The following is a 15142-nucleotide window of genomic DNA, read 5'->3' as shown; positions in this document are numbered from 1 at the left end:
AGTAGCACACTTATGGCACGCGTAACTGTTCAAGACGCAGTAGAAAAAATTGGTAACCGCTTTGACCTCGTATTGGTTGCAGCGCGTAGAGCTCGCCAGTTACAAACCGGTGGAAAAGACCCTTTAGTTCCTGAAGAAAACGATAAATACACAGTTATCGCGCTACGTGAAGTAGAAGAAGGTTTAATTAACGGTCACATTTTGGATGTGCGTGAACGCCAAGAACAGCAAGAGCAAGAAGCGGCTGAAATGCAGGCAGTTTCTGCTATCGCTGAAGGTCGTCGCTAATTACTAAGGTGGGTCTGCCTTGTATCTGTTTGAAAGCCTTAATTTAGTTATTCAAAAGTACCTCCCTAAAGAGCAAATTGAATTACTAAAACAAGCCTATGTTGTCGCACGGGATGCCCATGAAGGACAGACCCGTTCAAGTGGTGAGCCTTATATTACTCACCCTGTCGCTGTTGCTTGTATTCTTGCTGAAATGCGTCTGGACCATGAAACATTAATGGCTGCGCTACTTCATGATGTGATAGAAGATACTCCAGCAACATTTCAGGACATAGAAGAATTATTTGGAACAACCGTCGCAGGTCTTGTTGAAGGTGTTTCCAAACTTGATAAGCTAAACTTTCGCGACAAAAAAGAAGCTCAAGCAGAAAACTTCCGCAAAATGATTATGGCGATGGTCAAAGACATTCGCGTCATTTTGATAAAACTGGCAGACCGCACTCACAACATGCGCACTTTAGGCTCATTAAGGCCAGATAAGCGTCGTCGCATCGCTCGTGAGACCCTTGAGATTTATAGCCCGCTGGCACATCGGCTGGGCATACATCATATAAAAACTGAGCTCGAAGAGCTTGGTTTTGAAGCGCTTTACCCTAACCGTTACCGAGTTATCAAAGAAGTCGTTAAAGCGGCTCGTGGTAACCGCAAAGAGATGATCCAAAAAATTCTCTCTGAGATTGACGGTCGACTCACTGAAGCAGGTGTTCCTTGTCGTGTCAGTGGTCGAGAAAAACACTTATATTCTATCTACCGCAAGATGCACCAAAAAGAGCAACGTTTCCATTCCATCATGGATATCTATGCCTTTAGGGTCATCGTCAAAGACGTAGATACTTGCTACCGTGTTTTAGGTCAGATGCATAGCTTATACAAACCGCGTCCGGGGCGTATTAAAGACTATATTGCCATCCCTAAAGCCAATGGTTATCAATCCCTCCATACCTCCTTAATTGGGCCGCATGGCGTGCCAGTTGAAGTCCAGATTCGTACAGAAGATATGGACCAAATGGCAGAGATGGGGGTTGCAGCCCACTGGGCTTATAAAGAGCAAGGCGAGCAAGGTACTACCGCGCAAGTCAGAGCGCAACGTTGGATGCAAAGCCTGCTTGAATTACAGCAAAGTGCAGGTAGTTCATTCGAATTTATCGAAAGCGTGAAGTCAGACCTATTCCCTGATGAAATTTACGTTTTCACCCCTGAAGGTCGTATTGTTGAATTACCAACAGGTGCAACCCCTGTTGATTTCGCTTATGCAGTGCATACCGATATTGGCCATGCCTGTGTTGGTGCGCGTGTTGACCGCCAACCTTATCCACTTTCTCAGTCATTAGCAAGTGGCCAAACTGTTGAAATTATTACTGCACCGGGTGCTCGTCCAAATGCCGCTTGGCTTAATTTTGTCGTCAGCTCAAAAGCTCGTGCTAAAATTCGCCAGTTACTGAAAAACTTAAAACGCGAAGATTCGATTAATCTTGGTCGCCGACTGCTTAATCATGCGCTAGGAGCGGGTAATAAACTCACCGATATTCCACAAAGTAATATTGATGCAGAACTGGCGCGTATGAAGCTCAACTCTATTGATGACCTACTCGCCGAAATTGGCCTAGGTAATGCAATGAGTGTTGTCGTCGCAAGGAACTTGCAAAACAACCCACAAACCACACCTGAAGATCAGGTTGTCGTTGAGAGCCGTAATAAGCTTTCTATTAAAGGTGCAGATGGCGTCTTAATCACCTTTGCGAAATGTTGTCGCCCTATTCCTGGTGACCCTATCGTGGCGCATATTAGCCCTGGTAAAGGGCTAGTTATCCACCATGAATCTTGCCGTAATATCCGTGGCTATCAAAAAGAGCCTGATAAATTTATGGCAGTTGAATGGGATAACGAAACAGACACCGATTTCATCGCTGAAATCAAGGTAGATATGATTAACCATCAAGGTGCGTTAGCAAATCTTACGGCTGCAATTAATGATGCCAACTCAAGCATTCAGAGTATGAATACTGAGGAAAAAGATGGCCGCGTATACTGTGCCTTTATCCGCCTTACCACTAAAAACCGTGTTCAACTGGCAAATGTTATGCGTAAGATACGTATCATGCCGGATGTTCTACGCGTAAGCCGAAACCGTAACTAACGAATATGAATGAACGCCGCTACCGCCGCATTTGCCAAATGATGGCGATGCGGCAGCCAGACCTCACGATTTGCCTTGAAGAAATCCATAAACCTCATAATGTTTCTGCGATAGTCCGCAGTGCTGATGCTGTGGGTATTCACCAAATCCATGCTATTTGTTGGCCTGATCAACACGTCAAATTATCTGTCTCTTCCGCTGCTGGCAGTAACAGCTGGGTAAAAGTTACCTCTCACCAGTCAACTGAAGAGGCTATTTCACAAATAAAATCACAAAATATGCAGGTATTAGCAACAAACTTGTCCGAACATGCCGTTGATTTTCGTGAAATTGATTACACCCGCCCAACGTGTATTATGATGGGGCAAGAAAAAAAAGGAATTTCACAAAAAGCACTCGCACTGGCAGATAAGCACATCATCATTCCTATGGCAGGCATGGTTCAATCATTGAATGTTTCCGTCGCCTCCGCCTTAATACTCTATGAAGCGCAAAGACAGCGGCAATTAGCAGGAATGTACGATCGTGAACATAGCGTTTTATCTGAACAAGAACAACAAGAGTGGCTGTTTGAAGGGGGTTACCCCGTGCTTGCCGAAGTGGCTAAACGCAAAGGTTTACCACGCCCGCATATCAATGAACAAGGGCAAATTGAAGCCACTGATGATTGGTGGGTACAAATGCAGCTAACTGAAAAAATGAAAAGACAACAATTTGGTTAAGGAAAAGGAAAGAACATGAATAATGGGTTACTTGATACCATTTCACTGACCTCTCTGCATGGAATAGGTGCCAGCCAGTCAGAAAAAATGCGTAAAATCGGTTTGAACACCGTTCAAGACCTACTTCTTCATTTCCCCCTTCGCTACGAAGACCATACCCGTTTGTACCAAATCAAAGACCTTTTACCCGGAACTACCGCCACTATTATTGGTGAAGTGCTCCAAACAAAAGTGGTTTTTGGCCGAAAGCGTATGATGACCTGCCTCATAACTGATGGCACAGGTAACTTAACACTACGTTTTTTTAATTTCTCTGCGGCGATGAAAAATAACTTAGCAGAAGGCCGGCAAGTTACCGCCTATGGTGAAATTCGCAGAGGTAATACAGGCCCTGAAATTATTCACCCTGAATATAAAGTATCCCAAGAGACAGGCAACATTCCGTTGCAAGAAAACCTTACGCCAGTTTATCCTACGACTGAAGGCGTTCGCCAAGCCACATTACGCAAAGTGATGGACCAAGCTCTGGTCATGCTTGATAACGGAAAGATTCAAGAGCTACTTCCTGAAGAACTTAGCCGTGGCATGATAAGCCTGCCTGATGCAATACGACTCCTTCATAATCCACCACCGAATGTGGCACTCAGTGAGCTAGAAAAAGGCCATCACCCTGCACAAAAGCGTTTAATACTTGAAGAATTATTAGCTCACCACTTAAGTATGTTAGCGATCCGAGCAGGCAACGAACGTTTGTATGCACAGCGGCTAACCTCTAGCGGAAAACTAAAGGCACAGTTGCTCGCACAATTGCCTTTCTCGCCGACCAATGCGCAAAACCGTGTGGTGGGGGAAATTGAAGCTGATCTTGCAAAAGATGCACCAATGATGCGTTTAATTCAAGGAGATGTGGGCTCGGGAAAAACCCTTGTCGCCGCATTAGCCGCTGTCTGCGCTATTGAAAATGGTAAGCAAGTCGCCTTAATGGCACCCACTGAAATTCTAGCGGAGCAACATGCTAATACCTTCAAACAATGGTTCGAGCCATTGGGTATCAAAGTCGGTTGGCTTGCGGGCAAACAAAAAGGCAAAGCACGGGAACAGCAGCAAGAAGCTATCGCAAACGGTGAGGTTTCGATGGTGATTGGTACTCATGCCATTTTTCAGGAGCAAGTAAAGTTTAATGCTTTGGGTTTAGTGATCATTGATGAACAACACCGTTTTGGCGTTCACCAGCGCCTCGCTCTGCGTGAAAAAGGTGAACAACAAGGGTTTCACCCTCATCAACTCATTATGACCGCTACGCCAATTCCACGCACACTAGCGATGACAGCCTATGCTGACTTAGATACTTCGGTGATTGATGAGCTCCCACCGGGACGAACGCCCGTAACGACCGTCGCCATCCCTGATACACGACGTAACGATATAATTGAACGTGTACGCCAAGCCTGTATTGATGAAGGCCGCCAAGCCTATTGGGTATGTACGCTCATCGAAGATTCCGAATTATTAGAAGCCCAAGCCGCTCAGGTAACCAGTGAAGAGTTGGCACTTGCGCTCCCTGAACTTAAAGTGGGTTTAGTCCACGGGCGAATGAAGCCTACGGAAAAACAAAGTATTATGGCGGCATTCAAAAATAATGAAATCCAGTTATTAGTCGCAACCACCGTGATTGAAGTCGGGGTTGACGTCCCAAATGCCAGTTTAATGATCATTGATAACCCCGAACGTTTAGGTCTTGCTCAACTTCACCAGTTAAGAGGCCGCGTAGGCCGTGGTGCAGTTGCTTCTCACTGTGTTCTTTTGTACAAAACGCCCCTAACACATACAGCAAAACAGCGCCTACAGGTTTTACGTGATAGTAACGATGGTTTCGTCATCGCCCAGAAAGACTTAGAAATTCGTGGGCCGGGTGAATTATTAGGGACAAGGCAAACAGGTAATGCTGAATTTAAAGTGGCAGACTTACTTCGTGATCAGTATATGTTGCCAGAAGTGCAACGTATTGCCCGCCATATTCAACAGCAATACCCTAAAAATGCACAACAAATTATTGAACGCTGGCTACCTGAACGTGAACAATATGGGCATGCTTAATCCCATAATCAAACTTCTGAATACATCTCTTTAAACGAAAATTGCCGTGAACTTATTCACGGCAATACCTGTTTTACTATCAATTATTAGAATATAAATTATCCCGCTATTGTCGGGAAAACGGGCAACATTAAATACAATTTAATGACAATAGCATTCACAATATCAATAAAGAATGCACCAACCATTGGTACAACTAAGAATGCTAAGTGAGATGGCCCTAATCTATCTGTCACTGCTTGCATGTTTGCAATCGCCGTTGGCGTCGCGCCAAGACCAAAACCACAGTGACCTGCCGCTAAAATAGCAGCATCGTAGTTTTTACCCATGACTCGGAAAGTGACAAAAATCGCATATCCTGCCATTACGCACGCTTGTACCGCAAGAATGACAATCATTGGAATTGCTAATGATGCTAATTCCCATAATTTTAAGCTCATTAATGCCATGGCTAAAAATAACGATAAGCTAACGTTACCTAATACGGAAACTGCTCGGTCAAATACCCGATAAAAACCCAGTATAGATAAACCATTACTGAGGATCACACCCACAAAAAGAACACACACAAATTTCGGTAAAGCAAAAACCGTTTCCGCTAATAAACCCGAAAGGTAGCTACCGACCAGTAAACAAATAGCGATTAAAGCGATAGTTTCAATCAGTACCATTGAGCTTATCATACGGCCTGATTGTGGCTTTTCAAACGCTGTTGGCACGTCTTTATCGTCTTCTAAGGTACCCGGCGTTGGAATATTTCGCGTTAGGAAACGTGCAACAGGGCCGCCAATCAATCCACCTAAGACTAACCCAAATGTTGCACATGCCATTGCGACTTCAGTTGCACTTTTAAAGCCATAGCTCTCAGAGAAGATTTTCCCCCATGCCGCACCAGTACCATGGCCGCCAGAGAGTGTGATTGAACCAGCAAGTAACCCCATTAATGGGTCTAGTCCCAGCAATTTAGCGAGGGCGATCCCCACTGTATTTTGAACAAGCAATAAGCCGACAACCACAAAAATAAAGATAAACAGGGCTTTACCACCTGCTTTCAAACTCGCTAGGTTGGCATTTAAACCAATGGTGGCAAAGAAAGCTAACATCATCGGTTCTTGCAGTGATAAGTCGAAAGATAAGCTCCAGTCAAACATTTGCTTCAGCAAAAGTAGACTAAAAGCAACTAACAATCCGCCTGCAACAGGCTCTGGAATTGTATATTTTTCTAAAAAAGGAACGGTTTTAACGAGTTTCCGCCCAAGCAGTAGTACTAGTGTTGCTGCTACCAAAGTCCCGTAGACATCGAGATGATACATTTACGTACCTCGTCTGTTGTTAAAATTATTAAATATTAGTAAGACGTTAATATCTTCCTTAAAACGCCAAAAACAGGTGAACAGATTAGAAAAAAAAACTGTTATAAATACAAGTTAAAAGATATAAAAATGTGATGAACTTAGTTTAACCATTTACAATATTTATTTTGCGCAAACGATTGCTTTTTAATTTAGTCGCTTTACAATGCGTTTTTTGTTGGTGGGAAATGAAGGCAATGAATACAGCAACGTCTGAAAAACAAAATACAGAATCAACCATAAATACCCAGAGCGAGCTCATCTATAAATTAGAAGATAGGCCACCGCTTCCCCAAGCGCTCTTCGCCGCTGGGCAGCACCTTCTCGCGATGTTTGTTGCTGTTATCACTCCTGCCATGCTGATCTGCCAAGCCCTTGGCTTGCCTGCACACGATACCCAACGCATTATTAGCATGTCTTTATTTGCCTCTGGCGTTGCTTCGTTAATTCAAATTAGAGCATGGGGGCCGATTGGTTCAGGGCTGTTATCTATTCAAGGAACCAGTTTTAACTTTGTTGCACCTTTAATTATGGGAGGTGTTGCACTCAAGCAAGGTGGAGCGGATATCCCTTCCATGATGGCAGCACTATTTGGTACGTTATTAGTCGCTGCACTCACTGAAGTCATTTTATCTCGCTTCTTGCATTTAGCACGTCGCGTCATTACCCCACTAGTGTCAGGTGTGGTCGTGATGATTATTGGGTTATCATTGATCCAAGTTGGGCTAACCTCCATTGGCGGTGGCTATAGCGCAATTAGTGATAACACCTTTGGTTCCCCCGACTACTTGATTTTGGCGGGTATCGTTCTTGCGGTCATTATTTTACTCAATCGCCAAAAAAACCCATATTTGCGCGTAGCCTCTTTGGTGATTGCAATGGCGGTAGGCTACCTTGCTGCGTGGTGGATGGATATGTTGCCAAATGCGCAACCGACTGAACCAAACCAATCCTTTATTACCGTTCCTGAGCCTTTTTATTACGGGCTGTCATTTGATTGGAACTTGTTAGTCCCACTGATTTTAATCTTTATGGTGACCTCTTTGGAAACCATTGGTGATATCACCGCAACCTCTGATGTTTCTGAACAACCTGTTCGCGGGCCACTTTATATGAAACGCATTAAGGGCGGTGTATTAGCAAATGGCTTAAACTCAATGGTTTCTGCCGTATTTAATACTTTCCCTAATTCCTGTTTTGGTCAGAACAACGGAGTTATTCAGTTAACGGGTGTGGCTAGCCGCTATGTGGGTTATATCGTCGCATTAATGCTTGTTTTGCTGGGCCTGTTCCCTGCTGTTGCGGGTTTTGTACAGCAAATTCCTGAACCCATTCTTGGCGGTGCAACCATTGTGATGTTTGGTACCATTGCGGCATCTGGCGTGCGTATTGTTTCTCGTGAACCACTTAACCGCCGAGCCATTATGATTATCGCACTGTCCCTTGCCGTTGGCATGGGCGTTTCACAGCAGCCACTAATTCTTCAGTTTGCTCCTGACTGGCTGAAAACCTTGTTTTCTTCTGGTATTGCTGCAGGTGGATTAACAGCAATTGTGCTGAATTTAGTTTTCCCACTCGAAAAATAATCTTTCATCTAAACCGCTAGAGTTGAATATTCTGGCGGTTCTTCTGTATGCTATCCTTAAATTGTTGCGATATTAAACGCATTCCCCCACAAATTTGAGGAGCAGTTAGCTGTGAAATGGTTAATTAAATTTGTTACCTATGCATTATTGCTACTGCTGCTCTTGTTTATCGCCGCTTACGTAGGGTTACAAACGCGCTGGGGCGCTTCTTATTCGAGCCAATTCCTTAGCAAATTTACTGACTACGATATCCATGTAGGGATTATGGGCCATGAATTTTCCAATCCCGGGGAATTCATCTTCCAAGATGTTAAATTAGCGTCACAAAACAAAGATTTGTCCTTAGATGCACGCCAAATCGTGGTTGATGTGAATTGGCGCAATATTTTCAGCGGCACAGCAATTCACCGCTTCGTCATCACACAAGGTGAGCTTTCCGCCACCATATCCCCTGAATCAACGCCACTGCCTATTTCGGCGAGTATTCTGCAATTTGAAAATAGCCAATTAACCCTTAACCAAGGTGATGAAACTATTTCCGCCACGGGCTTTACTGGGGGGATCACACCATGGAAACCAACAGTTAATCACCCGTTTGGCTATGGTGATTTTCGGTTTACCGCTAACCAGTTAAAAATTAATGAATTACCATTTAAAAATGTCGCGCTGACTGGGAAATTGCAAGAGCAAGTCACTGAAATCAGCAAAGCAAGTGCCTACCTGAATAACGGTTATATTGCGGGTGAAGGTAAAGTGTTTACTGATGGGGCAATAACCATTGACTCCTTGGCAATGAATAAGGTTGGCTGGGAAAATAATGTTGATTTCGATACATTATTTGATGCGATTAATAGTGATAGAACTATTCAAATCAAAAACCTTGAATTAACCAATGTTGATATTCAAGGAAAAGATTGGGCGCTTTCAGGGCTGAGTACACAAATCGATCAGCTAAGTTTGGTCAGAGGCAGTTGGACAAGCCCTAAAAGTAAAATTAGCTTTAACGTTGACCAGTTGGTCATGAAAGATCAGCAGCTTAGTACACTAATTGGTGACCTAAATATTGATGGAGACAAACTCAACATCAATAAATTATCAGGCTACTACAACAAAGGTGTATTTAATTTAAGTGGTGCTTGGCAACGTAATGACCAGCTTCTTACCATTAATGAAGGTAAATTAGGTGGCATTTTATATACCCTGCCAGAAACATGGCTGACCTTTTTTGCTGAGCCCGCGCCATCTTGGCTGTCTGGCTTATCCATCAAAAAATTTACTGTCTCTCAATCTTTATTAATGAATATCCAGCCAGAGTTCCCGTTCGAATTCACGGCATTAAGCGCCAATATTGAAGATGTTGACCTCATTAAGCAAAAACAGTGGGGAATTTGGAACGGTAAGGCGACATTCAACGCTGATAGCGGCACAATTAACCAAGTTTTAGTCCGCCGTCCGTTCTTAGAAGTACGTCAAAGTGGAAAATCCTCTGCAGCGGCTAGTTTAACGGTCAGTACCGATAGAGGGATCAGTAAAATTGGTGTATTGGTGAAACAAGAACCGAAAAAAGTGCCGTTTTTATTGCGGGCCTCTGGGACTAACATTGATTTAATCGATTTAAACCAATGGGGATGGTCAGGTTTCCCAGCACAAGTTATCGGGGATTTTGATGCAACACTACAGGGCGATTTTCTTGCACCTTCAGTCGCCAAAAGTTTAAATGGCGAACTGATGGCGATGCCACTTCAAGGTAAGCGCTTATATCGCACGGTAGTAAAAGGGGTTGTGACCTCTTCGGTGGAAACACAAGAAGACGTACCAAATATGGAAACAACGCCAGTGCCACAAGATGCAACACCACAAGTTCCTGCTTTAATGGCTCAATAGCGAACAAGCAAAAGGCAGGTCACTTGACCTGCCCTCTTCGTATTATTCAACCAGCAATAATATGTTCTACTTTGTTTTCTCGACAGGCAACACCATATACACCCCGCTGAATACTGCACCAATTTGGTTGTCTGGGTTGCTCACTTCCACTTTTAGTTTTACGCGTGCTTTACTGCCCCGCGCTAAGCGGTCGAGGTCACCACTCATATTCGCTAAATCTGCAATGGCCGTTGGCCTACCACTCACGGGCTTACCATAGCGGATGTTGGCATCCACTAACACAATGTCGCCACCGAGTTGGTGCTCTTGCATTAACAGCCAAATCAGCCCCCAGCCAGTTAATGTAGCGAGTGAAAATTGGCTACCTGCAAAAATGGTTTCATGAGGGTTTTGGTTACCTGCTTCTGGCATCGTCGTAATAAAACGGGTTCCTGTATATTGCTCGATGCGAGCACCCATTTTTTCGCTTAACGGAATGTATTTATACCACGCTTGCTGTAACTCACCACACCAATCAGGGCGATGTAGAATTTGGTCTAGGGTTTCAATCGGCTTGATCATCAAATAGTGGCGAACAGGTGTTTTAAGCTGCCCTGCAACTTGCCCTCTATTTTCAAACCCCATTTTATTAAAGAAAGGAACGGCTTCTTCGCGTACGCTGGAAACAATACGTTTTACGCCTTCTTGCCGTGCAACCGACTCCAGCGCCATAATAATCAACTTACCCAAGCCTTTACCTTGCATAACAGGGTTCACGGCGAGGAAACGAATTGCGCCTTCGTTATCGGCATTAATATATAAACGGCCAATCGCCAAAATGCGATTTTTATCATCCACCACCATTTGGTGATGAGCGGTTAAATCATAGCCATCTTTTTCAGAACCGAGGGGTTGGTTGAAGGGTTTTCGCAACATTTCCCAACGAAAGTGGTAGTAAGTCGCAAATTCAATTTCATCTTTCGGTGTACGTAAATGGTACATCGGCTCCCCCTTTAAAAATGGAATCACACTTGCAGCCAGAAGGTCACAGGGCCATCATTGGTTAAGCTTACTTGCATATCAGCAGCAAATTGCCCTGTTTGGGTCGTGATACCCTGTTGACGACTTTGTTCCACAAAATATTGATATAACTTGTCGGCTTTTTCAGGCTCTGCTCCCCCAGAAAAACTGGGTCTCATGCCTTTTTTGGTATCTGCCGCTAACGTGAATTGAGAGACTACCAGTAAACTGCCTCCCGCTTGCTGAACATTCAGGTTCATCTTCCCTTGTTCATCACTGAAAATACGGTAGCCCAGTACCTTTTCACATAAGCGTTTAGCTTTTTGCTCGTCATCGTCTTTTTCGACGCCAAGCAGAACCAATAAACCGGAGTCTATTTGCCCAACTGTTTTTTCATCAACAACAACACTCGCATGAGTGACTCTCTGGATTAATGCAATCATGATTACTCTGCACAAAAAGATAGAGCAACGTTATCCGTTGCTCCATCATCAATATCAAATGTTATTCAACTTCAGCACTAAAATCGTAAGTACGGAAATATTCAGGAACAGTGTCTTTATCCACGACATGAACGCCATGGATACCAAGGGCTTGTGCTGCCTTGACATTTTCCTCTACATCATCGAAGAAAACTGCATCTGCCGCTTCAAACTCTTCAGATTGCAGAACGTATTTGAAGATTTCAGGGTCGGGCTTACGCATGCCTAAATCTTGGGATAAATAAAGAAAATCGGAGGACGCTGCAATTTCTGGGTAGTGTTCTGGCCAGTAGTCTAAATGTAGACGATTGGTATTCGATAAGACGACAACACGGTGGCCTTGCTCACGCAGGCGTTCCATAATATCAATCACTTCTGGTCTTAACGAAATGAAAATAGCGTGCCAGCCTTCAGCAAAGTCTTCAAAGCTCAGCGTGATCCCCATTTCTTCACAAAGTAGCTCTGCAAACTCTATATCTGAAATTTTTCCACACTCATGTAATTGAAAGATATTGCCAAAAGTAAACCGCGATTTGATTTCTTCACTTGGCGTGCCGCTCAGTTCAGACCATTTATCAAACACACGATTAAAGTCGATATCAATAATCACATTACCCATATCGAAGATATACAGCATAAATTTTCCTCATTGTTATTCACTAAATTTACTTTAATCATTATTCGTCCAACTGAACAGCCCTAATTGGTGATAATTCACGTTATTTTGTCAATTTATCGATTGATGGAATCAGAGTTGGAAAATAAGCTAGCTCATGAATAAAGTCATAACGTTGAATTAGAAAATAGATTAAAAGAATTAACCTCAGAATACGACCAACTTAATCATCATTCTAACCGATTAAAGCTGGAAATCGCTCAGTTAAATCAAGAAAAAAATGCTATTTATACGCAGCGGTTTTCACATAAAAATACTGCCGAAATTACTGTTTTTCAACAGAATATAATTAGATTAAATGAAAATGAAAGCCACATGCTTGATATTTTAACAGAGCTTTTTTAAACAAGATCTCTATCGGTAATACAATAAAAAAACTCAGAGTTAATATATTAAAAATTAATCAAGAGCAGTTTGGTAAACTTGTTGGCATTTCACGAAAGACTATTTCTGAGATAGAAAATGACCGAGGTAATTTATCTGCTGACTCACTCAGTGCCATAATGAAACCGTTCAACCTCAGATTAACACTATTACCAACGTCAAATGATCTTCTCGAACAGTTTAAAAATAGAATAAACCAATAAAAAAGCTAACCTAGATAGGTTCTAGATTAGCTTTTATTGCGAATAATTTTTATCTTGAGGCACCACTAATCGGCACCTCATTATTTAAAAATTAGTCATCTTTAGAACGGCTTGCACGACGGCGATCGTTCTCAGTCAGGTGACGTTTACGCAGACGGATAGACTGCGGAGTCACTTCAACTAATTCGTCATCATCAATAAACTCAAGCGCTTGTTCCAGAGTCATTTTAATTGGTGGTGACAGAGTTGTTGCTTCATCGGTACCTGACGCACGCATGTTAGTCAGTTTTTTACCGGTTAAGCAGTTAACGGTTAAGTCATTAGAACGTGAGTGAATACCGATGATTTGACCTTCATACACTTCAGCACCGTGACCTAAGAACAGTTTACCGCGATCTTGCAGGCTGTACAGTGCGTAAGCAACCGCTTTACCTTGACCGTTAGAGATCAGAACGCCGTTTTGACGACCACCGATTTCGCCTGGGCGAACATCGTCGTAATGGCTGAATGTTGAGTACAGTAAGCCAGTACCTGAAGTCATTGTCATGAACTCAGTACGGAAGCCAATCAGACCACGGCTTGGAATGATGTAGTCAAGACGCACACGGCCTTTACCGTCTGGCATCATGTCACGCAGGTCGCCTTTACGCTCACCTAACGCTTTCATGACATCACCTTGGTTTTGTTCTTCAACGTCTAAAGTCACTTGCTCAAATGGCTCTTGTTTACGGCCATCGATTTCACGAATGATAACTTTTGGACGGGATACTGCCAACTCAAAGCCTTCACGACGCATGTTTTCGATCAGAACAGATAAGTGTAACTCACCACGACCAGATACACGGAATGCATCAGGGTCTTGAGTTTCTTCAACACGCAGCGCAACGTTGTGAACCAGCTCTTTATTCAGGCGGTCAAGGATTTGACGTGAAGTGACGAATTTACCTTCTTTACCACAGAATGGTGAGGTGTTAACACAATAGAACATGCTAACTGTTGGCTCATCAACTGCTAACGCAGGCAATGCTTCAACGCTACCCACTTGGCAGATAGTGTCAGAGATATTCAGTTCACCTAAACCTGTCAGTGCAACGATATCGCCCGCTTCAGCTTGTTGTGAATCGATACGCTCTAAGCCTAAGTGCGTTAATACTTTACCGATTTTACCGTTGCGAGTTTTACCTTCGCTATCGATAACAGTCACTTGTTGGTTAGGTTTAACCACGCCACGTTTGATACGGCCGATACCGATAACGCCTAAGTAGCTGTTGTAATCCAACTGCGAAACTTGCATTTGGAAAGGACCATCGACATCAACGGCTGGTGCCGCGACGTGCTCTACGATAGCTTCGTACAGCGGGGTCATATCTTCAGCCATTTCAGTGTGGTCAAGACCTGCGATACCGTTTAATGCAGATGCGTAAACGATAGGGAAATCGAGTTGCTCATCCGTTGCACCTAAGTTCACGAATAAGTCGAATACTTGGTCAACAACCCAATCAGGACGTGCGCCTGGGCGGTCAACTTTATTAATAACAACAATTGGACGTAAACCGTGGTCGAACGCTTTTTGCGTTACGAAACGTGTTTGTGGCATTGGGCCATCCATCGCATCAACAACCAGCAGAACGCAGTCAACCATAGACATTACGCGCTCAACCTCACCACCGAAATCGGCGTGGCCTGGGGTGTCTACGATATTGATGTGATAACCATTCCATTGGATTGCCGTATTTTTAGCAAGAATGGTAATACCACGCTCTTTCTCCAAGTCGTTGGAGTCCATAACACGCTCATCGACAGTTTCACGTTCGCCGAACGTACCTGACTGTTGCAATAATTTACCAACCAGTGTTGTCTTGCCATGGTCAACGTGAGCGATGATGGCGATGTTTCTTAAGTTTTGAATTGACAAGGATTTTTACCGTTTAATTGACAGGAAAGGAATATGTTTTTTGCGGTATTTTAATTACCCAAACATACTTTCTACGTTAATTTGCTGTTATTTTACACGTTTTTCCGCACAAGTGGAATAAATGTGAAACCCATCACTGTATAAAAAGTTTTTAACGAAAAAACATTCAGTTGCGTAACAGTGCCAGATTCCCTCATAAAATAATGAGCATCATCTCTGCGAAACCACGAAGTGACAGAATAATACGCTAAAAACTTAATATTAGCAGCCCAAAAAAAGAACAAAAAATAGACTTTCTTTCTTAACCGCCATTTTTAATGTCTTTTTATGTTATTTAGATATATCTAAATTGACTAATTAGATATATCTAAATATAGTAAAACCATAAAATGAATTCGATATATCTAAAATTACAAA

Annotated in this window: 12 protein-coding genes; 7 read left to right on the top strand and 5 right to left on the bottom strand. The window is 43.1% G+C overall.

The genetic code is table 11. The features are described from left to right. Positions 1-12: 12 nt before the first annotated feature. From rpoZ to recG, 4 genes are read left to right on the top strand one after another with little or no spacing between them, the layout of a single operon-like run. Positions 13-288 carry a DNA-directed RNA polymerase subunit omega gene (gene rpoZ / locus J6836_RS18915; protein ID WP_004262665.1) on the top strand — a complete coding sequence of 92 codons (276 nt, stop codon included), beginning with the start codon at positions 13-15 and terminating at the stop codon, positions 286-288. 19 nt (positions 289-307) lie between these two features. After that, positions 308-2425 (top strand): bifunctional GTP diphosphokinase/guanosine-3',5'-bis pyrophosphate 3'-pyrophosphohydrolase, encoded by a 2118-nt coding sequence (spoT, locus tag J6836_RS18910; protein WP_219245403.1) that lies wholly within the window; start codon positions 308-310, stop codon positions 2423-2425. Between the two features lie 5 nt (positions 2426-2430). Further along, positions 2431-3147, top strand: coding sequence for a tRNA (guanosine(18)-2'-O)-methyltransferase TrmH (gene trmH / locus J6836_RS18905; protein WP_219245402.1), 717 nt, complete (start codon positions 2431-2433; stop codon positions 3145-3147). A 15-nt stretch (positions 3148-3162) separates the two neighbouring features. Beyond that, positions 3163-5244: an ATP-dependent DNA helicase RecG gene (recG, locus tag J6836_RS18900; RefSeq protein ID WP_219245401.1), complete on the top strand. Its 2082-nt coding sequence runs from the start codon at positions 3163-3165 to the stop codon at positions 5242-5244. 98 nt (positions 5245-5342) lie between these two features. On the opposite strand, the gene gltS is transcribed toward recG, so the two are convergent. Further along, complete coding sequence (gene gltS, locus J6836_RS18895; protein WP_206084875.1) at positions 5343-6557, bottom strand: sodium/glutamate symporter; 1215 nt, start codon at positions 6555-6557, stop codon at positions 5343-5345. A gap of 236 nt (positions 6558-6793) precedes the next feature. Here gltS and J6836_RS18890 point away from each other — a divergent pair, with 236 nt between their 5' ends. Then, positions 6794-8182 (top strand): uracil-xanthine permease family protein, encoded by a 1389-nt coding sequence (locus J6836_RS18890; protein ID WP_219245400.1) that lies wholly within the window; start codon positions 6794-6796, stop codon positions 8180-8182. A gap of 111 nt (positions 8183-8293) precedes the next feature. Continuing rightward, entirely contained in the window at positions 8294-10066 is a 1773-nt protein-coding gene (locus J6836_RS18885; RefSeq protein ID WP_219245399.1) for an AsmA family protein, read from the top strand. A 66-nt stretch (positions 10067-10132) separates the two neighbouring features. On the opposite strand, the gene fabY is transcribed toward J6836_RS18885, so the two are convergent. The 3 genes from fabY to yihX all read right to left on the bottom strand — a co-directional run bounded on the left by fabY (position 10133) and on the right by yihX (position 12184). Continuing rightward, the gene (gene fabY, locus J6836_RS18880) at positions 10133-11047 is read right to left on the bottom strand and encodes a fatty acid biosynthesis protein FabY (protein WP_219245398.1); all 915 of its coding nucleotides are present in this window, start codon (positions 11045-11047) and stop codon (positions 10133-10135) included. Between the two features lie 23 nt (positions 11048-11070). After that, entirely contained in the window at positions 11071-11508 is a 438-nt protein-coding gene (gene dtd / locus J6836_RS18875; protein ID WP_219245397.1) for a D-aminoacyl-tRNA deacylase, read from the bottom strand. A 61-nt stretch (positions 11509-11569) separates the two neighbouring features. Continuing rightward, a complete protein-coding gene (gene yihX, locus J6836_RS18870) occupies positions 11570-12184 on the bottom strand; it encodes a glucose-1-phosphatase (protein WP_219245396.1) in 615 nt (204 codons plus the stop codon). Positions 12185-12573: 389 nt separating this feature from the next. On the opposite strand from yihX, the gene J6836_RS23370 reads away from it, so the two are divergent. Then, positions 12574-12810, top strand: a complete 237-nt coding sequence (locus J6836_RS23370) for a helix-turn-helix transcriptional regulator (RefSeq protein ID WP_219249551.1) — start codon at positions 12574-12576, stop codon at positions 12808-12810. 91 nt (positions 12811-12901) lie between these two features. Here the strand turns inward: J6836_RS23370 and typA are convergent, their stop codons facing one another. Continuing rightward, positions 12902-14725: a ribosome-dependent GTPase TypA gene (gene typA, locus J6836_RS18860; RefSeq protein WP_219245395.1), complete on the bottom strand. Its 1824-nt coding sequence runs from the start codon at positions 14723-14725 to the stop codon at positions 12902-12904. Positions 14726-15142 lie beyond the last annotated feature (417 nt).

It is taken from the genome of Providencia sp. R33 (assembly GCF_019343475.1).
Lineage (GTDB): Bacteria > Pseudomonadota > Gammaproteobacteria > Enterobacterales > Enterobacteriaceae > Providencia.
This window is presented reverse-complemented; position numbering and strand designations above follow the sequence as displayed.